We start from the raw sequence: 23055 nt of genomic DNA, 5'->3' as shown, positions 1-23055 counted from the left end.
AGAAAAGCAATCCTTCCCCAAAATTGATCCATTCACAAATTTCTTACAAATAACACTTGATGATGAAACACAGTTTATTGATAATGATTATCATTGTTACATTGATTGTCATTTGTATACAGAGTGAAACATGGATAAAACATTCGCCCCTACGAATTCGCAATCTGCGACCGTTCCCCGTCAGATAGACAGTAAAGCCTTGCTCGGCCCTGACGGGCGTGTGGTAATTGTCCACGAAGGCCAACAATATCAATTACGTCAGACCCAGGCAGGAAAGTTAATCCTGACCAAGTAAACAAAAAAATAGCCTTACGACTACGCAAGCCACCCAGGTTTTTCACCATCCCCAGGCAGCCAGCGCTTTTAATTTTCTTATGGAGATTTGCGCATGCCTGCTTTACACACAGTCGGATTCCGTCTGTCATTACTGACTGTTGCGGTATTTTCTGCCCTGCCCGCCAGTGCAAAAGACGATCAAATGACCGTTGTCGCCACGGGAAACCAACGCAGCACGTTCGAAGCGCCAATGATGGTTACCGTCATTGATGGCGATACTCCTGAAGGCCAGACCGCCTCTTCTGCCGCTGATATGTTGCGTAAAGTCCCGGGGATTACCGTTTCCGGCTCCGGTCGCACCAACGGTCAGGACATCAATATGCGTGGTTATGACCGCCGTGGTGTGTTGATGCTGGTTGACGGCGTCCGTCAGGGAACTGACACCGGGCACCTCAACAGCACGTTTATCGATCCTGCGTTGATCAAACGTATCGAAGTGGTGCGTGGCCCTTCTGCTCTGCTCTACGGCAGCGGTGCGTTAGGCGGGGTAATCTCATATGAAACCGCTGATGCCAGCGATTTGCTGTACGAAGGCCAAAACAGCGGATACCGCGTATTTGGAACAGGAGCCACTGGCGACCACAGCGTTGGCATGGGTGCCAGTGCATTTGGCCGCACCGACAATCTTGACGGCCTGGTGGCCTGGTCAAGCCGCGATCGGGGTGATATTCGCCAGAGCGACGGTGAAACGGCCCCTAACGATGAAAGCATCAGCAACTTCCTGACCAAAGGCACGTGGTATATCGACCCGGCGCAATCTCTGGGTGGCTCTCTGCGTTACTACAACAATGCCGCTCGTGAACCCAAAAACCCGCAAACGACGACTGCTGACCCAAGCAATCCGATGGTTGATCGCTCAACCATCCAGCGTGACGCGCAGGTGAAATACCATATCGGGCCGGAGCAAAGTGACTGGCTGAATACTGATGCCACCGCTTACTGGTCCGAAGCGCGTATTAATGCCCAGGGTCAAACCGATGAGTCTGAATTCCGCAAACAGACCACAACGGGCGGCAAACTTGAAAACCGCAGCCGCCTGTTTACCGACAGCTTCGCCGCACATTTGCTGACTTATGGTGGTGAATATTACCGCCAGGATCAAAAACCAGGCGGCAACGCAACCGGCTTCCCACAGGCCAATATCGACTTCGGCTCTGGCTGGTTGCAGGATGAAATCACCCTGCGTGACCTGCCTGTTTCTATTCTCGCGGGTACGCGTTATGACGATTACAGCGGCAGCAGCGACGGCTATCAGGATGTGAATGCTGACGAATGGTCATCTCGCGGCGCACTGTCCATAACGCCAACCGACTGGCTGATGTTGTTCGGTTCTTACGCACAAGCCTTCCGCGCCCCGACGATGGGCGAAATGTATAACGATGCGAAACACTTCTCGATTGGTTCCCGTTACACCAACTATTGGGTGCCGAACCCTAACCTGCGCCCTGAAACCAACGAAACTCAGGAATACGGTTTCGGCCTGCGCTTCGACGATTTAATGCTGGCTGACGACGGCATTGAATTCAAAGCCAGCTACTTCGATACCAAAGCGGAAGACTATATTTCAACTACCGTCGATTTCGCCCGCGCGACCACCATGTCTTACAACGTCCCTAACGCAAAAATTTGGGGCTGGGATATGACAGCGAAATACACTAGCGCCTGGTTCAGCCTGGATCTGGCTTATAACCGCACCCGCGGGAAAGACACCGACACCGGCGAGTGGATTTCAAGTCTGAATCCGGACACCGTCACCAGCATTCTTGACGTTCCCGTTGCACAAAGCGGCTTTTCCGTGGGCTGGGTTGGCACATTTGCTGAAAGTTCCACGCATATCAGCAGCAGCTATAGCCCGCAGCCTGGCTATGGCGTGAATGATTTCTATATCAGTTATACCGGCCAGCAGCAGTTGCGCGGGCTAACCACTTCCCTGGTACTGGGTAACGCCTTTGATAAGGAATACTGGTCGCCACAGGGGCTCCCTCAAGATGGCCGTAATGGCAAAATCTTCGTTAGTTATCAATGGTAAGGAAGCAATATGACTCAGCGTTATGAAAACTGGTTGCAGCTAAAACAACAGAACCCTAAAAAATATGCTCGCGACATAGCAAAACTGATGAATATCAGCGAAGCCGAATTAACTCATGCCCGCGTCGGGCATGATGCCTGGCGCTTGAAAGGCGAAGTGCGCGACATCCTCACCTCTCTGGAGAGCGTGGGTGAAATTAAGTCCATCTGCCGGAATGAATATGCGGTACATGAGCACATCGGGCGCTTCGAAAACCAGCAATTGCACGGTCACGCCGGGCTGGTTCTTAACCCTCGAGCGCTGGACTTGCGCCTGTTCCTGAATCAGTGGGCTTTCGCCTTCCACGTTCGCGAGGAAACTGCCCGCGGTGAACGTCAAAGCATTCAATTCTTTGACCATCAGGGCGATGCACTGCTGAAGGTTTACACCACTGACAACACGGATTTTGCAGCCTGGGGCCAGGTTCTCGCGACGTATATTTATGCTGACAACCCGGAGCTTGAACTGCAAGCGGCGGAAGAAAGTGTCATAACGCCAGCTGTTGATGGCCGCCTGGTTGAAGACGAATGGCGCGCCATGCGTGACGTGCATCAGTTCTTCGGGCTGCTCAAACGCCACCAGCTTACGCGCCAACAAGCGTTCCGACTGGTCGCAGAAGACCTGGCGTGCCAGGTTGATAACAGCGCACTTTCACAACTGCTGGCGATGGCTAAGCAAGACAAAAACGAAATCATGGTGTTTGTTGGTAACAAGGGCAGCGTGCAGATTTTCACCGGCGTGGTTGAAAAAGTCGTGCCGATGGAGAACTGGATTAACATTTTCAACCCACAATTCACGCTGCACTTGCTGGCTGACACCATCGCTGAAAGCTGGATCACACGTAAGCCAAGCGGCGACGGTTTTGTTACCAGCCTTGAATTGTTTGCCGCCGATGGCACGCAAATCGCTCAACTTTACGGCCAACGTACTGAAGGCGAACCGGAGCAACAACAGTGGCGCACTCAGCTTGAGGCGCTGGTAAGTAAAGGGCTGGCCGCATGAAACGCTGGCTAATTGCCCTGCTTGCAATGCCTGTGGTTGTCACCGCCAGTGAACGGGTGGTAGCAATTGGCGGTGACGTGACAGAAATTGCCTATGCATTAGGTGCGAGCGACCAGTTAGTCGCTCGTGACAGCACCAGTCTGCATCCGGCTGCGGCAACCAAACTGCCTGACGTTGGCTATATGCGTCAGCTTAATGCCGAGGGGATTTTGGCCATGCGCCCAACGTTGGTGCTGGCGAGCGCGCAGGCGAAACCCTCACTTGCGCTGGAGCAGGTTGCCAGCAGCCACGTCAAAGTCGTGACGATTCCCGCCGCAAATTCGCTGGATGGGATTGATGACAAGATTTCTGCGGTCGCGCAGGCCATGGGAAAAACGGCCCAGGGCGACGCTTTGCGCCAGCAAGTCCATACCAGGCTGGCGGCGATTCCTGAAAAACCACTGCCGGTAAAAGTGCTGTTTATCATGAGTCATGGCGGCATGACTGCGATGGCTGCCGGGCAAGAAACTGCGGCAGATGCCGCAATTCATGCCGCTGGTTTGCAAAATGCGATGCAAGGTTTCAAACGTTACCAGCCCATGTCGCAGGAAGGTGTGATTGCCAGCCAGCCACAACTGGTGCTGGTCACTGCCGACGGCGTGAAAACACTGGGCGGTGAAGATAACGTCTGGAAGTTACCGGGGCTTGCGCAAACCCCTGCCGGGAAAAACCGCCAGCTATTAGTGGTGGATGATATGGCACTGCTGGGTTTTGGCCTGCAAACACCGGATGCGATTCTTGCATTACGTCATAAAGCGGAGCAATTGCCTTGATACGTCGGCCCCTGCCTCAACGCGCCCTGTTCGCCATGGTTTTGGCGTTGTTAGCGCTGTCTTTAGTTGCCGCCAATTTAGGTGCCATGCGGCTTTCCATTGCCGTTTTGTGGCAAGTCCAGGACGACGCATTGCGCCATATCTGGCTCAATATTCGCCTGCCTCGCGTGCTGCTGGCAACGCTGGTAGGCGGCGCACTGGCGCTTTCAGGTTGCGTGATGCAGGGACTGTTTCGTAACCCGCTTGCGGACCCTGGCTTGCTCGGGATAAGCAGCGGTGCGGCACTGGCGGTCGGTTTTTCGGTCGTCATGCCCTTCGCCTTGCCCGTTGTATTGGCGTTGTATGTTCCGATGCTTGCCGCATTTTTGGGTAGCCTCGCCGTCACTTTGGTGATTTTCTTCCTGAGCCGCCAGGGCAACAATAGCCTTTCGCGCCTGCTGTTAGTCGGTATCGCGATTAATGCGTTATGCGGTGCGGCGGTGGGAGTTCTTTCCTGGATAAGCAACGATGCGCAGCTGCGCCAGTTGTCGCTTTGGGGGATGGGCAGTCTTGGGCAGGCACAGTGGTCAACGTTACTGGCCACCGCTTCGTTTATTCTTCCGGCTTCAGTGGCTATCGCGTTTACGTCCAGACGCCTTAATCTTTTGCAACTGGGTGACGAAGAAGCCCATTACCTGGGCGTGGACGTCAAAAAAACGCAGCGTCAGTTGCTGATTCTAAGCGCATTGCTGGTGGCGGCAGCGGTTGCCGTGAGTGGCGTGATTGGTTTCGTTGGCCTGGTGGTTCCGCATCTGATGCGGATGTGGCTCGGGGCCGATCATCGCTGGCTGATCCCGGGTTCTGTACTGGCAGGAGCAATGTTATTACTGGTGGCGGACACCCTCGCCCGCACACTGGTTGCCCCTGCGGAAATGCCGGTAGGTTTGCTGACCAGCCTGCTCGGCGGCCCGTGGTTCCTGGCATTAATTTTCCGCCAACGGAGAGAAACAGATGGCTGATTTACTCCTGGCGCGAAACGTCACGCTACGCTCAGGCGTTAGAAAGCTGCTTGATGATATTAATCTGACGCTGGCGGCGGGCGAAGTGGTCGCGCTAATCGGCCCAAATGGTGCAGGGAAATCCACGCTACTCCGTGTGCTTACCGGTTTTCAACTGCCGGAAAGCGGCTATATTTCCCTGGACGGACGCCCGTTACATGAATGGTCTGGCGATGCGTTATCGCGCAAACGCGCGGTGATGCGCCAGCGCGGCGGCATGGCGTTTAGTTGGGCGGTCGAAGATGTCATCGCCATGGGACGTGCGCCGTGGCCGGAAAAAGAGACAAAAGCGGTCATTCAGGAAGTGATGGCGCTGACGGGATGCGATACGCTCGCCGGGCGCGATTTTTGCCAGCTTTCCGGCGGTGAACAACAACGCGTCCAGCTCGCACGCGCCCTGGCGCAATTGTGGCAGAACGGTCAACCCCACGGCTGGCTGTTTTTAGATGAACCGACTTCTGCACTCGATCTCTATCATCAGCAACACATCCTGCGTTTGCTGCGCCGGTTATCGTTGATGGGGACATTATCGGTTTGCGTGGTGCTGCATGATTTGAACCTGGCCGCACTGTGGGCTGACCGGATTGTGCTGTTGCACGAAGGACGACTGGTTGCGAGTGGTTCGCCGCAAGAAGTGTTGAACGAGGCTATCTTACAACACTGGTATCAGGCCGATTTACGGGTGTTCAGTCATCCTGAACACCCGGTGCCGCAGGTTTGGTTGCAGCAGTGATCGTTTTGTCGGATGACGCTGCTGTACGACCGACAAAAACGGTTAGCTTGAGCAACTCACTTCTAACCGCTTGCCCCAGTCCGGCGGGCGTTGGGTCAAATCAGCAGAATGTTCAGCAAATGGCTGGCGCAGTGCTTCATGCAGTTGTGCCAGCACACTCACATCCCCTTTATCTGCGGCATCAATTGCCCGTTGTGCCAACCAGTTACGCAACACGATTGAAGGGTTTGCGGCTTTCATCGCTTGTTGACGCTGTTCGTCACTGACCTGTTCGGCCTGCAAACGGGTGCGATAACGAGTAAACCAGTTATCAAAACTTGCGCGGTCGATAAATTCATCACGCAGCGGAGAGCTGGCAGAGTTTTGTTCGGTCAGGCTTAACATGCGGAATGTGCGCGTGTAATCACTCCCTTCTTTGGCCATCAGCCCGAATAGCTCGGTGAGAATTTCGTTATCCGCCGTTTGCTCGGTTAACAGCCCCAGTTTCCCACGCATTAACTCACCGAAAGCTTTCATTAGCGCGAATTGATAATGATCGAGCAACTCGTTTAACCACTCCACAGAAATAAACGGTGACAGCGTTTGCGCGAGACGTTGCAGATTCCACAGCCCAACCGCAGGTTGATTATCAAAAGCGTAACGCCCCTGATGGTCAGAATGGTTGCAGATAAAATCGGGCTGATAATCATCGAGGAAACCATACGGGCCGTAATCCATCGTCAGTCCAAGAATCGACATATTGTCGGTATTCATTACGCCATGAGCGAAACCAATAGTTTGCCAGTGGGCAATCATTTGCGCTGTACGTTCGACAACATCACGGAACCAAAGCGGGTATTTATCGGCTTCATCAACCAGATGCGGCCAGTGATGGGCAATCACGTAATCCGCCAGTTGCTGGACTTTTTGCGGTTCCCGACGATAGTAGAAATGCTCAAAGTGGCCGAAGCGAGCATGACTTTGCGCCACGCGAATCATCATCGCACCTTGTTCGGTAGTTTCACGTTGTACCGGCGTTTCGCTGGTGACAATACTGAGCGCACGCGTGGTCGGAACGCCTAACCCGTGCATGGCTTCACTCGCAAGGAACTCGCGAACCGTTGAACGCAGCACCGCGCGGCCATCGCCCATGCGCGAATAAGGCGTTAATCCCGCCCCTTTAAGGTGCCAGTCGAATTTACGCCCGTCCGCTAACTGCTGTTCGCCGAGCAAAATACCGCGTCCGTCGCCAAGCTGTCCCGCCCAGACGCCAAACTGGTGCCCGCTGTACACTTGTGCCAAAGGCTGCATTCCCGGCAACAGGGTTTCACCGCTCCAGATACCCGTGTGGGCTGCATCAAACAATGAATCATCCAGACCCAGATCATCGGCCAGAGGGCGGTTATGGTAAAACAAACGCGCATTATGCAGCGGTGTTGGCTTAAGAGCCGTATAGAAGCCGGGCAATTCATCGTGCCAGCTATTGTTGAATACAGGTTTATTGGTCATGGAACCTCCTGCCGATAGTGTAGTGCTTGTGTGAAGTTTTAAACACGGCACATTGGCAGGGGTATTCTCTTAATGCAGAGAATAAGGATGAAGCCAGTCTATCAGCGCGTTTGAGGGAATAGCGGGCCAGTAATTCCCCTGCATAGCAAAGTCCGATAATGAAAGCACTTTCTGGCGAGCAGTATCTTCATCAACACCGTTAATCACCAGAGTCTGGCAAAACGGCGAAAGCTGCGCCAGTAATGCCATCATAAAAGGCTCAAAAGAACGTTGTTTAATTTGTTTATGAATAAACACTTTATCCAAAAACACACGCTTAAATAAACCGTCGAAAATCGGTTTAGTGGTCGCAATTCCAGCACCAAAATTAGCCAACGCTAATGGAAAATGCTTAGTCATTGCCATTAGCCTGGCATTTTCATTGCCAAGATTTAACTCGGGAAAGTTCTCATTGATAGAGAATTCAATGAATGAAAGCTGCATCAACCGGGAATGCAGCACGGTACTGGCTAAAACCGCATCAACAATTACCACGCTTATATTCACCCAGACAACTATATTTTGAGCCTTAAAGAATTCTTGATAGTTTTCGAGTAATTCTATTTGTTCTTTGAATAATTGTAATTGCTGTTCTGGTGTAATTGTCGAGTTCACTAATTCAGTTGGAATACGCACTGGAGCGTCAACACCAACAAAATTAAGTAATAATTCAATACCTAAAACCTTACCATCAGGCAAGTAAACGGGTTGAAAATAAAAGTCTGAGCGATACAGTATTTCGAGTTCCAGGATCATGATACCAGCCGCGTATCTAAAGGAGTGGATGGCATCGCAGCACGATGATCATCCAGCATTAACTGGATTGATTTTAAAAGTATTAAGCGCAAGTTCGTCCCTGAGTCTGTATCAGAATTATCTTTGAATTTATTTTATATTATCCTGGTTATCTGACTATCGCCAGTTTTAGCGAATAACACGAACTGAATCGCGATGGATTATCTCGGGAGAAAAAGATTCATTCTCACAATGAGAGTCCAATAATTTACGGATAGCGAAGCGGGCCATTTCACTTATCGGAAAATGGACGCTGGTAATTGCAGGGCGGACAAATGCGGCTCGTTCCCCACTGTCATAACATATAAGTGAGATATCCTGGGGAATTCGCAACCCGCGTTCGGTGATAGCCAGCATCGCGCCAATCGCCAGTTCTTCGTTACAACAATATATTGCCGTCGGCTGCGTATTTTCAAGCAGTTGCGCGGCCAGTTGATAGCCGCTGGGCATATCATACTCGCCCCCCAGAATCGCAACAGGTTCGATGTTTGACCGGTCCATGACATCAATAAAACCTTGCCTGCGCAGTAAACTTGAAGAACGGCTTACCGGCCCGTGCAGACAGGCAATTTTAGTATGCCCAGCATCAATAAATACCTGGGTGGCGCAGGCACTCGCGGCACGATGATCAAACACCACGCAACGCGGTTCGAGGCCTGGAACGTCCCGGTCTAATATGATAAATTTCTTTTCTTGTTCCGCCAGTTGATTCAGCGTTTCATCGCTGATGGCGCGAACGTGTAATACCAGCCCGTCGCAGCGCAGATTAAACAGCCGCTGAATGGCATTGAGTTCTTTCTCAGCCGTATCTCGCCCTTGCGTTACCAACAATTGCTTACCATTTAGTTCAGCTTCACTTTGTACGGTGTCCATTAAGGCACCAAAGAATCCGCCGCGATACGACGTGGTGACTAAACCGAGTGTATGACTTTGGCTCGACGCTAACGCACGAGCGGCGGGATTTGGGGAGTAACCCAACTCAACAATGGCGGCTTCAACTTTGATACGCGTCTGCGATTTAACTTTAGTATCGCCATTCACGACGCGTGAAACGGTTGCCCGGGATACACCTGCGCTGGCGGCAACATCTTCCAGAGTAACCATGAACTATCCTTTCAAGGGGGCGAAATGCACCCAGATATTACCTGAAATTATCATTAGCGCCTGGGTTAACCACGGAATTGCGGAAGGGAGTCACGTTTAGGGCCATTTGCTGGCCCTGACGCGTAAAACTAGATGCGGCGAGCCTGCCAGAATTTTTTGCTCCAGTAGACGTTATCAAGCGACGAACGCATCACGCCACGGCTGGTCGAGGCATGAATAAACTGGTTATCCGTATCGTAAATACCGACGTGCAAACCGCTTTCACCAGAACCGGTTTTAAAGAATACCAGGTCACCCGGCAGCAAATCGTCTTTGTCTATTTGCGTGCCGATCTTCGCCTGCTGTTTTGTTTCACGCGGGAGTTGTAACTCGAACCTGTCGCGGAAAGTAAGAGAGACAAAGCCTGAACAATCAACGCCACGGCGGCTCATTCCCCCATAACGGTAAGGCGTGCCATGCCAGCCACTGAGCTGATCGTTGAGTTTAGCGATGACCGTTATCGAGTCCGACAAACGAGAATTTGGCGGTGGCGCATGATGGCTACACCCTGCGAGTACCAGACATGCTACAAGAAGAATCCATACACGCATTTCAGGCTAATCCTCACCCGTTTATAATTTCCAGTAATTTAGCGCTTACCTATGATTTGGTGCAAGTTTTTAACATCATCTAAAGCGGGGCTATTAGCATACTGTGCCCTTCAATCTGTAATCGGCGGAAGTGCATGTTATAAGCTGTCGCTAAATGTTGCGGCGACAGCACTTCATCCCGATTTCCTTGTGCAATCATTTTACCTGCCCGCAATAACCAGACGGTGTGCGCATGGCGCAAACTATGGTTTAAATCATGGCTGCTCATCACCACCGCAATACCCGCTTCACACAATGCCACCAGGATCCTGTCCAGCGCAGTCTGTTGCGCGACATCGAGGCTATTCATTGGCTCATCCAACAAGAGTAAACGCCCTTGCGGATTGATTTCAGGATGAATTTGCAGAACGACAGCGGCCAGACGAACGCGTTGCCATTCCCCACCCGAAAGCTGATTCACGCTGCGGGTGAGTTTGTCGGTCAGACCGAGCGTTTCCACAAGGTCTAGCATAATGGTGTCTGTAGGGCCAATCGTTTGATGAAGCTGTAAATAGTGCCAGACGGGCATGGAAAATGGCGGCATCTGTTGTTGAGATAAATAAGCCCGATGACGTGCCAGCTGCGTCGGTTGCCAGTCATTCAGTTCACGTTCAACAAAAGTGATTTGCCCGCCACCGGAGCTTAAACCCGCAGCCCGTGTTAACAAGGTGCTTTTCCCGGCCCCATTTGGCCCGACAAGGTGTATCAGTTCACCAGCGTGCACCGTAGCGGAAATCGGCCCAAGCCGTTCCGCCACGGCGACATCATTGAGTTGCAACAACGGCATTATTTTGCCAGTGCCGACTTAATTGCATCAACAATGATTGCGTCGTCAGGCGTCATGTCTGGTGAAAAGCGTTGAATGACCTGACCATCACGACCAATCAGGAATTTTTCGAAGTTCCACAGAATATCGCCAGGATGAGCTGGAGCGCGGCCTTTGCTGCTCATGCGCTCCAGAAAGCCGCTGCCTTCGGGCGCGACGGCATTCGGTGCAGCGGCGACCAGTTTTTCATATAGCGGGTGACGATTTTCACCGTTCACGTCCAGCTTGCTGAACATCGGGAAAGTCACGCCGTAAGTGGTGCTGCAGAAAGTTTTGATCTCTTCTTCACTACCCGGCTCTTGCCCCAGGAATTGGTTGCACGGAAAACCGAGCACTGAGAAGCCTTGCTGCTCATATTCTTTCTGCAGGTTTTCTAGTTGCTCGTATTGCACTGTCAGGCCGCATTTAGAGGCAACGTTCACCATCAGCAGCACTTTACCTTTCCACTTTTCGAGCGTTGTGGCTTCACCATCAATGGTAGTAACTTGAGTGTTCAGAATGTCTTGCATTGTTTACCCCTGAATTGAATAGCGTTTGATTATTTCCCAGCTTTTAATAATAGCCAGATAAATACAGGTGCGCCTAACGTTGCTGTCACGACGCCTATTGGTAATTCTGCGGAAGCCAGAGCCAGGCGAGCAATCACATCGGCCCCCAATAACACTGTGGCACCTGCCAACGCGCTCGCGGGCAGTAAAATACGATGATCGGTTAAGCCTTTCAGACGTAACATATGAGGGATAACCAGGCCGATAAAACCAATTGCGCCAGCAAGCGCAACGCTCACGCCCACCAGCCAGCCTGTCGCTATCACCAGAATGTTGCGCCATACCCAGACGGGCAAACCGAGCTGACGTGCGGATATTTCGCCAAGCGCCATGAGATTCAATGGGGCGTAGTTGCGGCATAACCACAGCATCACGGGCAATAACGTGACCATGAGCCACCATTGCCGCCAGTCCACGCCACCAAACCCGCCCATCATCCAGTACATTAACTGGCGCAGGTCGAGGCTGCTGCTGAAATAAATTGCCCAGGTCATCAGTGCGCTACAGATGATGCCCAGCGCCACACCGGCGAGCAGCAAGCGGCTATTCGAAAGATGACGTCGTGAAAAACGCAGCAGGATAAATGTGATGATAAGCGCACCAGCAATGGCACAGATACCCAAAACCCAACCCGGCAGCATGCCCTGCCCAAGTAAAACAGCCGCCACTAAGGCCACACCCGCGCCATTGGAAACCCCTAATAGACCGGGTTCTGCCAGTGGGTTTTCAAAAAGTGCCTGCATGATAGTGCCAGAAATCGCCAGTGCCGCTCCAACCAGTAACACCGCTACTGTACGAGGCAGTCGAATTTGCCAGATAAACAACTGCGCATCCTCACGCATCCAGTGTTGTGGGGCAAACCATTGATCCCCTGCGCTCAGGCTCAACACCACCATGCCTAGCATTGTGGCGAACAATGCTAGCAACCAGCGGTGTTCGAGAAAGCGCTGTCGCGCAACAAAAGTGTGCATCTGGATAATAAGATCCAATTAGTAACAATTCATAAACTTGATTTTACGGGGGATTTTCCGCGCAGGACAAGAAGAAAAGAAAAAGGCCGCTTCAGGCGGCCTTTTTGGTTAATTCAGGTTACTCGTCTTTTGGCGACGCGTTTTCAACCCTACTTTTCAACTTCTGACCAGGTCGGAAAGTCACAACACGGCGAGCCGTGATAGGAATATCTTCACCAGTCTTCGGGTTACGCCCGGGACGTTGGTTTTTATCGCGTAAGTCAAAATTACCAAAGCCTGATAGCTTAACCTGCTCGCCGTTCTCCAGAGCGCGACGGATCTCTTCGAAAAACAGCTCTACCAACTCTTTAGCATCACGTTTGCTAAGCCCTAGCTTATCAAACAGATATTCTGACATTTCAGCTTTTGTAAGCGCCATACGTTCAATCCCTCAATGATGCCTGGAATCGCTCTTTTAATGCCTCTACGCATTTTGCAACGGTAGCGGCCATCTCCTCTTCTTCGAGTGTACGGCCCGTATCCTGCAGGATAAGGCTTATGGCAAGGCTCTTATAGCCTTCGGCTACGCCTTTGCCACGGTACACATCAAATAAGTTTACGCCAACTACCTGATTTGCGCCAACTTTCTTACACTCGGCCAAAATATCTGCTGCGGGAACGTTTTCAGCGACTACAACAGCAATGTCACGGCGGTTCGCAGGATAGCGAGAAATCTCAGCCGACTCAGGCACAGCGCGGTCTGCAAGCTTGCTCCACAGCACTTCGAACACCAGCGTGCGGCCATTGAGTGACAGCTTGCGCTCGAGCTCTGGATGCACAACACCAATGAAACCAACGTATTCCCCGCCTAAATAAATGGCAGCGCTTTGGCCTGGATGCAAAGCTGGGTTGCTTGCAGCTTTGAATTCGATGTCAGAAAGTTTACCAGTAAGATCTAATACTGCTTCCAGATCGCCCTTCAAATCATAGAAGTCGACGGTATTACGCGCCAGATCCCAATGCTCTTCGTAGCGATTACCACAGATGGCACCAGCCAGCATAAGATCCTGACGGATACCCAGGTCTGCCTGAGTATCAGGAACAAAGCGTAAACCTGATTCAAAGATACGTACGCGTGCCTGCTGGCGGTTTTGGTTATAAACCACGGTATTAAGCAGGCCTGGCAGCAAAGATAAACGCATCGCTGACATTTCGCTGGAAATTGGGCTCGGCAGAATCAGATTTTCTTCACCTGGGTGCAGCAATTGCTGAACTTTAGGATCAACAAAGCTGTAGGTGATAACTTCCTGGTAGCCTTTATCGACCAGCATGGTTTTCACACGCTTGAGCGATAAGTCTGCTTCGCGATGGCTGCCCATAATCAGACCTGCTTGAACAGGCTCATTCGGGATGCTGTTATAACCATAAACGCGAGCCACTTCTTCAACCAGATCTTCTTCAATCTGCATATCAAAGCGCCAGCTTGGTGCCACTGCCGTCCACTGGTTGTCGCCTTCAGTTACTTCACAGCCTAAGCGGCGCAGGATGTCGCTAACCTGTGCATCTTCAATGTGATGACCAATCAGGCGATCCAGTTTGCTGCGACGCAGAGTAATTGTGGCAGCTTTTGGCAGATGTGCTTCATTAGTCACGTCAATAACTGGACCCACTTCGCCACCGCAGATATCAGTCAACAGGCGAGTTGCACGTTCCATCGCTTTATATTGCAGAGCTGAATCCACACCACGCTCATAACGATGGGAAGCATCGGTATGCAGACCATGGCGACGAGCGCGGCCTGTAATAGACAGCGGGCTGAAGAATGCGCACTCCAGCAGCACGTCCTGGGTTTCATCATTCACGCCAGAATGTTCACCACCAAAAATACCGCCCATTGCCAGCGCTTTATTGTGGTCAGCAATAACCAGCGTGTCAGCTTTCAGCTTCACTTCGTTACCATCAAGCAGAGTCAGCGCTTCGCCCTCTTCTGCCATACGCACAACAATGCCACCTTCGATGCGACTCAGATCGAATGCGTGCATCGGTTGGCCAAGTTCGAGAAGCACATAGTTGGTCACGTCAACGACTGCATCGATAGAACGAATACCACAACGGCGCAGTTTCTCTTTCATCCACAGTGGAGTTGGCGCTTTAACGTTGATGCCTTTAACCACACGGCCAAGGTAACGCGGGCACGCTTCAGGCGCATCCACACGAATGGGCAACGTGTCGGTAATGGTCGCCGCTACTGCGGGCATTTCTGGTTCGTGCAGCGGCAGTTGGTTCACAACCGCTACATCACGCGCAACACCGATGATGCCAAGGCAATCGGCACGGTTTGGCGTAACGCTGATTTCGATAGTATTGTCATCGAGCTTCAGGTATTCGCGGATATCAGTGCCAATTGACGCATCCAGCGGCAACTCAATAATACCGTTATGATCGTCGGAAATACCCAGCTCGGAGAACGAGCACAGCATCCCTTCAGATGGCTCGCCACGCAGTTTGGCGGCTTTGATTTTGAAATCACCTGGCAGAACAGCACCAACGGTTGCCACCGCAACTTTCAGGCCCTGACGGCAATTTGGCGCACCACAAACGATGTCTAACAGGCGCTCGCCACCGACATTCACTTTCGTTACACGCAGTTTGTCCGCGTTTGGATGTTGACCGCACTCAACCACTTCACCCACCACCACGCCATTGAATGCACCGGCAACGGCGTCAACGCCATCAACTTCCAGGCCAGCCATAGTGATTTGGTTTGAAAGCTCTTCACTGCTGTTGGCTGGGTTTACCCATTCGCGTAACCAGAGTTCACTGAATTTCATTGGATATCCCGCCCTTATTTGAACTGTTTGAGGAAACGTAAATCATTTTCGAAGAATGCACGCAGATCGGTCACGCCGTAGCGCAACATGGTCAGACGCTCCATGCCCATGCCGAACGCAAAGCCTGAATAAACTTCTGGGTCAATACCGACGTTACGCAGAACGTTCGGGTGCACCATGCCACAACCTAATACTTCCAGCCACTTGCCGTTTTTACCCATCACATCAACTTCTGCGGACGGTTCAGTGAACGGGAAATAGGATGGACGGAAACGAATCTGCAGATCCGCTTCGAAGAAGTTGTTCAGGAAGTCGTGGATGGTTCCTTTCAGGTTGGTGAAGTTGATGTTGGTATCAACAATTAAACCTTCCATCTGGTGGAACATCGGGGTGTGAGTCTGATCGTAATCGTTACGATAAACGCGGCCAGGCGCGATAATACGAATCGGCGGCTGCTTGTCTTTCATGGTACGAATCTGTACGCCAGACGTTTGGGTGCGCAGCAGACGAGTTGCATCGAACCAGAAAGTATCGTGGTCAGCGCGAGCTGGGTGGTGCCCTGGGATATTCAGCGCATCAAAGTTATGATAATCGTCTTCGATTTCCGGGCCAGTTGCCACAGTAAAACCAAGTTCACCAAAGAAGCTTTCAATACGGTCAATGGTGCGAGTCACCGGATGCAAGCCGCCATTTTCAATGCGACGGCCAGGCAGGGAAATATCAATGGTCTCTTCTGCCAGACGCGCATTCAGCGCGGCACTTTCGAGAGCGTGTTTGCGTGCATTCAATGCTTCCTGCACTTTCTCTTTCGCTTCATTGATTACCGCACCAGCGGCTGGACGCTCTTCTGGTGGCAATTCACGCAGGGTTGTCATCTGGAGGGTCAGATGCCCTTTCTTCCCTAAATACTCGACGCGTACGTTGTCCAACGCGGCAACATCATGGGCCTCGTTTATGGCGGCCGTTGCATTGGCAACCAGCTCTGCGAGATGTGGCATGGTATTCCTCTTATGCCGGCACAATTGCCGGGGTAGTTGATCCGTATACAGAAGCAAAAAAAAAGCCTCCATAGTGGAGGCTTTCGGCGCTATTTTTCGTTTCTTTTCTTACGCGCAAAGCCCCCTGATTCAGGTGCTAAAGTAAAAAAAGAAACGGAAAATAGCAGCATTCATGCTTGCAGTTACCTTATTGATCAGTGTTAAAAATTACCATTAGAAATTAAAAGAGGGAGACAAGCTCCCTCTAATAACCGGCTTACGCCAGAGCTGCTTTCGCTTTCTCAACCAGTGCAGTAAATGCCACTTTGTCGAATACGGCGATGTCAGCCAGGATCTTACGGTCGATTTCAACAGAAGCTTTTTTCAAGCCGTTGATGAATTTGCTGTAAGAGATCCCGTTCTGACGAGCTGCAGCGTTGATACGTGCAATCCACAGCTGACGGAATTGACGTTTACGTTGACGACGGTCACGGTAAGCGTATTGGCCAGCTTTGATAACAGCCTGGAAAGCAACGCGGTAAACGCGTGAACGCGCACCGTAGTAGCCTTTGGCTTGTTTAAGGATTTTTTTGTGACGAGCACGTGCGATAACACCACGTTTTACGCGAGCCATATTAGCTCTCCTGTTCTATATTCTGAATTAATTAAAAAGTGCTACTTATGCGTACGGCAGGCAAGCGATGACCAGGCCCAGATCCCCTTTGGAGACCATACCTTTCGGACGCAGGTGACGTTTACGCTTAGTAGACTTTTTAGTCAGAATATGACGCAGGTTAGCGTGCTTACGCTTAAAACCACCACCGGCGGTCTTTTTGAAGCGCTTAGCGGCGCCGCGTACAGTTTTAATCTTTGGCATTTAATAACTTTCCACTTCGCATTGTTAATAAAACGAACCAGAAGGCGAACAAATCTCACGAGACCGAAACCTCGCGAGAACTGTTACTTGATGGCCTTACTGTTTCTTCTTCGGAGCGAGCACCATGATCATCTGGCGGCCTTCGATCTTCGATGGGAAGGATTCGACGACTGCCAGTTCACTCAGATCGTCACGGACGCGGTTAAGCACTTCCATACCAATCTGTTGGTGAGCCATTTCACGACCGCGGAAACGCAGTGTGATTTTAGCTTTATCACCCTCTTCCAGAAAGCGAACCAGGCTGCGGAGTTTTACCTGATAGTCGCCATCATCGGTACCAGGTCGGAATTTGATTTCCTTGACCTGAATAACTTTTTGCTTCTTCTTCTGTTCCTTAGAAGATTTGCTTTTTTCATAGAGAAACTTGCCGTAGTCCATAATGCGGCAAACAGGCGGTTCAGCATTAGGACTGATTTCGACTAAATCAACTCCTGCCTCTTCGGCTTTTTCCAAAGCTTCATTCAGACTGACAATACCAATAGGTTCGCCTTCTAAGCCTGTCAGACGAACTTCTGTGGCACGAATTTCTTTGTTTATGCGATTAGGACGCGCCGGTTGAACTCTTTTTCCGCCTTTAATAACTCTATTCCTCTAGTTGGTTAAGATTGCGACTGCGAATTTCATTTTGCAGCTTTTCAATCAATTCGTTTACGTCCATGCTGCCCAAATCTTTGCCACGACGAGTACGAACGGCTACTTTGCCTGCTTCGACCTCTTTATCGCCACAAACTAACATGTATGGGACACGACGCAACGTGTGTTCACGGATTTTAAAGCCAATCTTCTCATTTCTCAAGTCTGCTTTTACACGAATGCCTGCATTTTGCAGTTTACGGGTCAATTCGTTAACGTAATCAGACTGTCCATCAGTGATATTCATGACCACTGCTTGTACTGGCGCAAGCCAAGTTGGGAAGAAACCCGCGAACTCTTCAGTCAGGATACCAATAAAACGTTCCATTGACCCGAGAATTGCACGGTGAATCATTACCGGAACCAGGCGTTCGTTATTTTCACCAATAAACGAAGCGTTCAAACGTGATGGTAATGAGAAGTCTAGCTGTACAGTACCGCACTGCCATGCACGGTCCAGGCAGTCGTACAGGGTAAATTCAATTTTAGGGCCATAGAATGCACCCTCACCCGGTTGATAATCAAACGGAATGTTATTTTCTTGCAGTGCAACAGCCAAATCTGCTTCTGCACGGTCCCACATTTCGTCAGTACCGATGCGTTTTTCAGGACGAGTAGACAGTTTCACAACGATTTTTTCAAAACCGAAGGTGCTGTACATGTCATAAACCATGCGGATACAGCTGTTTACTTCATCACGAACCTGGCTTTCAGTACAGAAAATGTGCGCATCGTCTTGAGTAAAACCGCGAACGCGCATCAGACCATGCAACGCACCTGACGGTTCGTTACGGTGGCAGCTACCAAACTCAGCCATACGTAATGGCAAGTCGCGGTAGGATTTCAGGCCTTGATTAAAGATCTGAACATGACCAGGGCAGTTCATTGGCTTGATGCAGTATTCACGGTTCTCGGAAGAAGTCGTAAACATCGCATCTTTATAGTTGTCCCAGTGGCCGGTTTTTTCCCACAGCACACGGTCCATCATGAAAGGGCCTTTCACTTCCTGGTACTGGTACTCTTTGAGTTTGGAGCGAACAAACACTTCTAACTCACGGAAGATAGTCCAGCCATCGTTGTGCCAGAACACCATACCAGGCGCTTCTTCCTGCATATGATACAGGTCGAGTTGCTTACCAATTTTGCGATGGTCACGCTTGGACGCTTCTTCCAGACGTTGCAGATAGGCATTCAGTTGTTTTTTATCAGCCCATGCAGTGCCGTAGATACGTTGCAGCATCTTGTTGTTGCTATCGCCACGCCAGTAAGCACCGGACGTTTTCTGCAATTTGAAATGATGACAGAAACGCATATTCGGTACATGCGGGCCACGGCACATATCAACATATTCTTCATGATGATAGAGACCAGGCTTATCATCATGGCTGATGTTTTCATCAAGGATCGCGACTTTGTAGCTCTCACCACGGTTCACGAAAGTTTCACGAGCTTCATGCCAGCTCACTTTCTTCTTAATGACATCGTAATCTTTCTCAGCCAGCTCATGCATACGCTTTTCGAGCAGCTCAAGATCTTCCTGCGTCAGCGTGTGGTCGATATCAACGTCATAGTAAAAACCGTTGTCAATCACCGGGCCAATCGCCATTTTGGTGTGCGGCCACAACTGCTTGATAGCATGACCCAATAAGTGGGCGCATGAGTGGCGGAGAATCTCCAGGCCAGCTTCATCTTTTACAGTGATAATCGCAAGTTTGGCATCGTGCTCAATAACATCAGATGCATCAACCAATTCACCATCAACACGGCCAGCGATACACGCTTTTGCAAGGCCTGGACCAATATCCAGAGCAACATCCAGCGGGCTAACAGCATGATCGTAATGGCGTTGGCTGCCATCAGGAAGAGTAATAACAGGCATTATAAGTCCTTATTCGCAGTGGTGACCCACACGTAAGATCACATGCAACGTTTATTTTGCTTTAGTTTCAATTAGTTGTTCAGCCATCTCGCCTACAATTGCAAGGCCGACTGCACAATTTATGCGCGAGCGTGCGGTTCACAGCTTCGCGACGGTTGGGAATATTATCACTTTCAAGAGGGAATGTCGCGCTTCGCGACCGGAAGGTCTCGTCTGACAATAAGAATAACCACCTGTTTTATCTTCATTTTAGGGGCCGTTGCTAAGGATGCTTATTAATTCAACGAAAACATGTGGCTTACCATTAATAAGTTTTTCTAACGTTTTAAATCAAATGATTTTCATGATGCACAAGCGATGTTCCAGACATAAAAAAACCGGGCTTCATGCTCGGCTTTTTATTTTATGCAGAATTAAAATGGAGTAATCAATTATGTATTCCGCACAAAGGGATAATAAAACTTACTTGTTAAGACCACTCACCTGCAACCAGAGTATGGACATTAAAAGCATCATCCATAGATTGCCCTGTAGATTGTGCGCCAGGTTGAATATTGGAACCAGCTTCAATATCGGTTGCATGCCATACGGCAGCAGGAGCGGTTTCTGTTGTTGTGGTCGTAACTGGTGCTGCAGCAAAAGCGCCAAATGAAAGCATCGAAAGTGCAATAGCTACAGTGGCATATTTAATATTTTTCATAATCTTTATTCTCTTATTTATTTGTGGGCCAGCAAGTTATTATCTCGCTACAAAACAAGAGTAGATCCAGATCACACTTTTGACAAGGCTAATGATTTATCAATTCGTGTCAAATATATAGAAGATATGACTAAACAGATGATTAAGGAGAAATTATGGAGAAAATTAGTTAGGTTTGTTTTTTATTTAAAATAAAACTCCGGACCAAAATAATATTAGCACATATTGATAATTTAAAACAATAAAGCCGGGCATGACCCGGCTTTGCCAATTACATCTTATAACCAAGCGTCACTGCAGTGCGTCTGTCGGTGTGCTCAGGTGCAGAATCTGGCGGATTGGAGTTCCAGGTGACGTTATAACCCACCCGCAAACCGAAGTGCTCATTGATAGCAACTTCGAGCGCCGTTTCAGAGTTGACCGTCGTATCTTCACTACCCAGCACAGAAACGCCCTGGATAAATTTAGCATTGTCGGTCAATTGCCAGTTATAGATACCGGATGCATAACCCAGCGCCTGAGTCTTGTGGTCGCCATCTGCGTATTCGTCGTAACGAACGCCAGGACCGAATTCCACACGCAAACTGTGCACCGGCCCGCTAAGGAACTGACGACCGTAACCCGCGGTGAGGACATCCCTGGCTTGATAACCGTTGAAACGGTCCGTCAACCAGCTTCCCTGGCCAAACAAGTAATCGCTGTCTGTCATGTTGTAACGGCTACGACCGCCCAGTGCATAAGTCTCAGAAGAGCGCTGATCGTTAGCAGAGGTATTGTTTGCGTTGCCCCACAGAGACCATGCGGTAGAGGTGTTATACCAGGTCAGGTTGGAGTTCGCCGTCAATGAGGAGCTTGTTGTGTTACCTGATTGCGCAAGGTAACCCGCGTTCAGATTACCTTCGAAAGGTTTTTTGGCGGTGGATGGGTCATCCATGACAGTGAAAACCGAATTATCTGCAATTGCAAAGTGACTCAATAGCGCACTTCCGGTCAGCAAAATAGCAGCCGGTACTGTCTTAACAAAATTCATTTAATCGTCCGTACAACATAAAAAGAAACCATCAAGGTTCCGGAATCTTTTCTGTGGATCAAATATTTATGAGCCAAGAAAGGTTACAAATTATAAAAAAGCCCGAATAACATAGCAATGAATTCTTCTTTCATTTTTTGAATAAGAGAGCTCTTAAAACATGTTTATTTTCATAAACATAGAGATCGGTTGCTTTTTACAAATCATTTGATAAATCATGATGTTAATCGACATTCGACATCCTGAAACAGTGCTACGCTTTATCCCAATGCTAAATTAAGGAGGATATATGACACGCATTTACACTTTGACTCTCGCCCCTTCTCTCGATAGCGCAACACTCACCGCACAAATTTATCCCGAAGGGAAACTACGTTGTACCGCACCCGTTTTTGAACCAGGCGGTGGTGGCATTAACGTTGCGCGGGCGATTGCTCATCTTGGCGGGCAGGCAACCGCCATTTTCCCGTCAGGAGGTGCCACCGGAGAACACCTTTGCAAGCTGCTTTTAGATGAACACGTTGCTATTGATACTGTTGACGCACATAACTGGACGCGGCAAAACCTGCATGTTCACGCGCAATCAACAGGTGAGCAATACCGTTTCGTCATGCCAGGCGCCGCACTGAGCGATCACGAATTTCGCCTTCTTGAAGAAAAAGTGCTGACCATAGAATCCGGCTCCATTCTGGTCATAAGCGGCAGCCTGCCGCCAGGGATAGATGTCGCTGAACTCTGCGCATTAGTCAAAACCGCGCAAAAATCCGGAATACGCTGCATTGTCGATAGCTCTGGTGAGGCGTTAAAAGCCACGCTTGAAATAGGAGGTATCGAACTGGTCAAACCCAATCAAAAAGAGCTGAGTGCGCTGGTGAATCGCGACCTCACGCAACCTGATGATGTCCGCAAAGCAGCACAAGAAATTGTCGATAGCGGCAAAGCCAAATGTGTCGTGGTCTCACTTGGCCCACAAGGTGCGCTGGGCGTTGATGCCAGCGGATGTGTGCAGGTCGTTCCGCCGCCGGTGAAAAGCCAAAGCACCGTTGGCGCGGGTGATAGCATGGTTGGAGCGATGACCCTGAAACTTGCTGAAAATGCGCCGCTATTAGATATGGTTCGTTTTGGTGTCGCCGCAGGTAGTGCCGCAACGCTTAACCAGGGAACACGTTTGTGCTCGCTGGAAAACACCCAAAAAATCTACGATTACTTGCGAAGTTAACGAGTCGGGTATTCGCCAGGCGGCTTGTCGTTTCGTCAAAAGTCGCCATTTTGCGCAGAAAGGCTATGCTAAAACCTTCGGGATAACAACGAGGTGAATCATGAGTAACGGAGACATTGAACGCTATGTCATCACATTAAAATTTCAGGAACATAACCTCACCGACCTTAATGAGTTAAATAACCATCTGACGCGCGGCGGTTTTTTGCTCACACTGTCTGATGACGAAGGCAAGGTACACGAATTAGGTATCAACACCTTCGGTTTAATTAGCCCTTTAAGCCCGAAAGAAGTGGAAGAGTTAGCCCGAGGTCTTGGCAAACTGGCATTGGGCGTGGAGCCAGAAGTTTCTGTCACGACCTGGGATGCCTGGCAACAAGAAAGTAAATAGCTTTGTTTCAAATATCATGACCGGGGATGTGCGTTAGTTCGAAGTTTGACCCGGTTAACAGCGATAAGCTAATGATCTACCAGAAAACCTG

At 50.1% G+C, this 23055-nt stretch carries 25 protein-coding genes and 1 other annotated feature; of the genes, 8 read left to right on the top strand and 17 right to left on the bottom strand.

The features are described from left to right. The first annotated feature begins 130 nt into the window (after positions 1 to 130). The 6 genes from hemP to AC0IWZ_RS07750 all read left to right on the top strand — a co-directional run bounded on the left by hemP (position 131) and on the right by AC0IWZ_RS07750 (position 5988). Entirely contained in the window at positions 131 to 295 is a 165-nt protein-coding gene (gene hemP, locus AC0IWZ_RS07775) for a hemin uptake protein HemP (RefSeq protein WP_115629195.1), read from the top strand. A gap of 93 nt (positions 296 to 388) precedes the next feature. Beyond that, complete coding sequence (locus tag AC0IWZ_RS07770) at positions 389 to 2365, top strand: TonB-dependent hemoglobin/transferrin/lactoferrin family receptor (RefSeq protein ID WP_471677689.1); 1977 nt, start codon at positions 389 to 391, stop codon at positions 2363 to 2365. A 9-nt stretch (positions 2366 to 2374) separates the two neighbouring features. Continuing rightward, on the top strand, positions 2375 to 3406 hold the full coding sequence (locus AC0IWZ_RS07765) for a hemin-degrading factor (protein ID WP_471677691.1): 1032 nt from the start codon (positions 2375 to 2377) through the stop codon (positions 3404 to 3406). Continuing rightward, positions 3403 to 4218 (top strand): heme/hemin ABC transporter substrate-binding protein, encoded by an 816-nt coding sequence (locus AC0IWZ_RS07760; RefSeq protein WP_471677692.1) that lies wholly within the window; start codon positions 3403 to 3405, stop codon positions 4216 to 4218. The genes AC0IWZ_RS07765 and AC0IWZ_RS07760 overlap by 4 nt, the downstream gene beginning before the upstream one ends. Before the next feature lie 35 nt (positions 4219 to 4253). Then, entirely contained in the window at positions 4254 to 5216 is a 963-nt protein-coding gene (locus tag AC0IWZ_RS07755; protein ID WP_471679076.1) for a FecCD family ABC transporter permease, read from the top strand. Continuing rightward, positions 5209 to 5988 carry a heme ABC transporter ATP-binding protein gene (locus tag AC0IWZ_RS07750; protein ID WP_471677694.1) on the top strand — a complete coding sequence of 260 codons (780 nt, stop codon included), beginning with the start codon at positions 5209 to 5211 and terminating at the stop codon, positions 5986 to 5988. The genes AC0IWZ_RS07755 and AC0IWZ_RS07750 overlap by 8 nt, the downstream gene beginning before the upstream one ends. A gap of 42 nt (positions 5989 to 6030) precedes the next feature. Here AC0IWZ_RS07750 and selO read toward each other — a convergent pair whose 3' ends face one another. From selO to AC0IWZ_RS07665, 17 genes are all read right to left on the bottom strand, one after another. After that, positions 6031 to 7476, bottom strand: coding sequence for a protein adenylyltransferase SelO (gene selO / locus AC0IWZ_RS07745; RefSeq protein ID WP_410372630.1), 1446 nt, complete (start codon positions 7474 to 7476; stop codon positions 6031 to 6033). A gap of 69 nt (positions 7477 to 7545) precedes the next feature. Next, the gene (locus AC0IWZ_RS07740) at positions 7546 to 8271 is read right to left on the bottom strand and encodes an EAL domain-containing protein (protein ID WP_471677695.1); all 726 of its coding nucleotides are present in this window, start codon (positions 8269 to 8271) and stop codon (positions 7546 to 7548) included. A 168-nt stretch (positions 8272 to 8439) separates the two neighbouring features. Beyond that, positions 8440 to 9414: a LacI family DNA-binding transcriptional regulator gene (locus tag AC0IWZ_RS07735; RefSeq protein ID WP_034494813.1), complete on the bottom strand. Its 975-nt coding sequence runs from the start codon at positions 9412 to 9414 to the stop codon at positions 8440 to 8442. 128 nt (positions 9415 to 9542) lie between these two features. Then, positions 9543 to 10004 (bottom strand): NlpC/P60 family protein, encoded by a 462-nt coding sequence (locus tag AC0IWZ_RS07730; protein WP_034494811.1) that lies wholly within the window; start codon positions 10002 to 10004, stop codon positions 9543 to 9545. A gap of 79 nt (positions 10005 to 10083) precedes the next feature. Then, on the bottom strand, positions 10084 to 10830 hold the full coding sequence (btuD, locus tag AC0IWZ_RS07725) for a vitamin B12 ABC transporter ATP-binding protein BtuD (protein ID WP_232062467.1): 747 nt from the start codon (positions 10828 to 10830) through the stop codon (positions 10084 to 10086). After that, positions 10830 to 11378 (bottom strand): glutathione peroxidase, encoded by a 549-nt coding sequence (locus AC0IWZ_RS07720; protein ID WP_034494808.1) that lies wholly within the window; start codon positions 11376 to 11378, stop codon positions 10830 to 10832. Before AC0IWZ_RS07720 ends, btuD begins: the two co-directional genes overlap by 1 nt. A gap of 29 nt (positions 11379 to 11407) precedes the next feature. Continuing rightward, a complete protein-coding gene (btuC, locus tag AC0IWZ_RS07715; protein WP_471677696.1) occupies positions 11408 to 12388 on the bottom strand; it encodes a vitamin B12 ABC transporter permease BtuC in 981 nt (326 codons plus the stop codon). A gap of 118 nt (positions 12389 to 12506) precedes the next feature. After that, positions 12507 to 12806 (bottom strand): integration host factor subunit alpha, encoded by a 300-nt coding sequence (gene ihfA, locus AC0IWZ_RS07710; protein ID WP_001229265.1) that lies wholly within the window; start codon positions 12804 to 12806, stop codon positions 12507 to 12509. Between the two features lie 4 nt (positions 12807 to 12810). Beyond that, the gene (gene pheT / locus AC0IWZ_RS07705) at positions 12811 to 15198 is read right to left on the bottom strand and encodes a phenylalanine--tRNA ligase subunit beta (RefSeq protein ID WP_034494804.1); all 2388 of its coding nucleotides are present in this window, start codon (positions 15196 to 15198) and stop codon (positions 12811 to 12813) included. 14 nt (positions 15199 to 15212) lie between these two features. Continuing rightward, positions 15213 to 16196 (bottom strand): phenylalanine--tRNA ligase subunit alpha, encoded by a 984-nt coding sequence (pheS, locus tag AC0IWZ_RS07700; protein WP_034494802.1) that lies wholly within the window; start codon positions 16194 to 16196, stop codon positions 15213 to 15215. A 55-nt stretch (positions 16197 to 16251) separates the two neighbouring features. Continuing rightward, positions 16252 to 16375 (bottom strand) — a sequence feature (Phe leader region). Continuing rightward, positions 16326 to 16370: a pheST operon leader peptide PheM gene (pheM, locus tag AC0IWZ_RS07695; protein WP_001386830.1), complete on the bottom strand. Its 45-nt coding sequence runs from the start codon at positions 16368 to 16370 to the stop codon at positions 16326 to 16328. Its footprint overlaps the feature before it by 45 nt. A gap of 77 nt (positions 16376 to 16452) precedes the next feature. Further along, the gene (gene rplT / locus AC0IWZ_RS07690; protein WP_000124850.1) at positions 16453 to 16809 is read right to left on the bottom strand and encodes a 50S ribosomal protein L20; all 357 of its coding nucleotides are present in this window, start codon (positions 16807 to 16809) and stop codon (positions 16453 to 16455) included. 45 nt (positions 16810 to 16854) lie between these two features. Beyond that, entirely contained in the window at positions 16855 to 17052 is a 198-nt protein-coding gene (gene rpmI, locus AC0IWZ_RS07685) for a 50S ribosomal protein L35 (RefSeq protein WP_005968897.1), read from the bottom strand. Positions 17053 to 17148: 96 nt separating this feature from the next. Continuing rightward, the gene (gene infC / locus AC0IWZ_RS07680; protein ID WP_072011152.1) at positions 17149 to 17691 is read right to left on the bottom strand and encodes a translation initiation factor IF-3; all 543 of its coding nucleotides are present in this window, start codon (positions 17689 to 17691) and stop codon (positions 17149 to 17151) included. Positions 17692 to 17695: 4 nt separating this feature from the next. Next, entirely contained in the window at positions 17696 to 19624 is a 1929-nt protein-coding gene (gene thrS, locus AC0IWZ_RS07675; protein WP_034494799.1) for a threonine--tRNA ligase, read from the bottom strand. A 469-nt stretch (positions 19625 to 20093) separates the two neighbouring features. Further along, on the bottom strand, positions 20094 to 20324 hold the full coding sequence (locus AC0IWZ_RS07670; RefSeq protein WP_471677697.1) for a hypothetical protein: 231 nt from the start codon (positions 20322 to 20324) through the stop codon (positions 20094 to 20096). A gap of 271 nt (positions 20325 to 20595) precedes the next feature. Further along, positions 20596 to 21354, bottom strand: a complete 759-nt coding sequence (locus tag AC0IWZ_RS07665) for a DUF481 domain-containing protein (protein WP_034494794.1) — start codon at positions 21352 to 21354, stop codon at positions 20596 to 20598. A 289-nt stretch (positions 21355 to 21643) separates the two neighbouring features. On the opposite strand from AC0IWZ_RS07665, the gene pfkB reads away from it, so the two are divergent. After that, positions 21644 to 22573: a 6-phosphofructokinase II gene (gene pfkB, locus AC0IWZ_RS07660; protein ID WP_471677698.1), complete on the top strand. Its 930-nt coding sequence runs from the start codon at positions 21644 to 21646 to the stop codon at positions 22571 to 22573. A gap of 100 nt (positions 22574 to 22673) precedes the next feature. After that, positions 22674 to 22964, top strand: a complete 291-nt coding sequence (gene ghoS, locus AC0IWZ_RS07655) for a type V toxin-antitoxin system endoribonuclease antitoxin GhoS (protein ID WP_034494791.1) — start codon at positions 22674 to 22676, stop codon at positions 22962 to 22964. Positions 22965 to 23055: the final 91 nt, after the last annotated feature.

The sequence above is a fragment of the Buttiauxella sp. AC142 genome, assembly GCF_979253435.1.
This window is presented reverse-complemented; position numbering and strand designations above follow the sequence as displayed.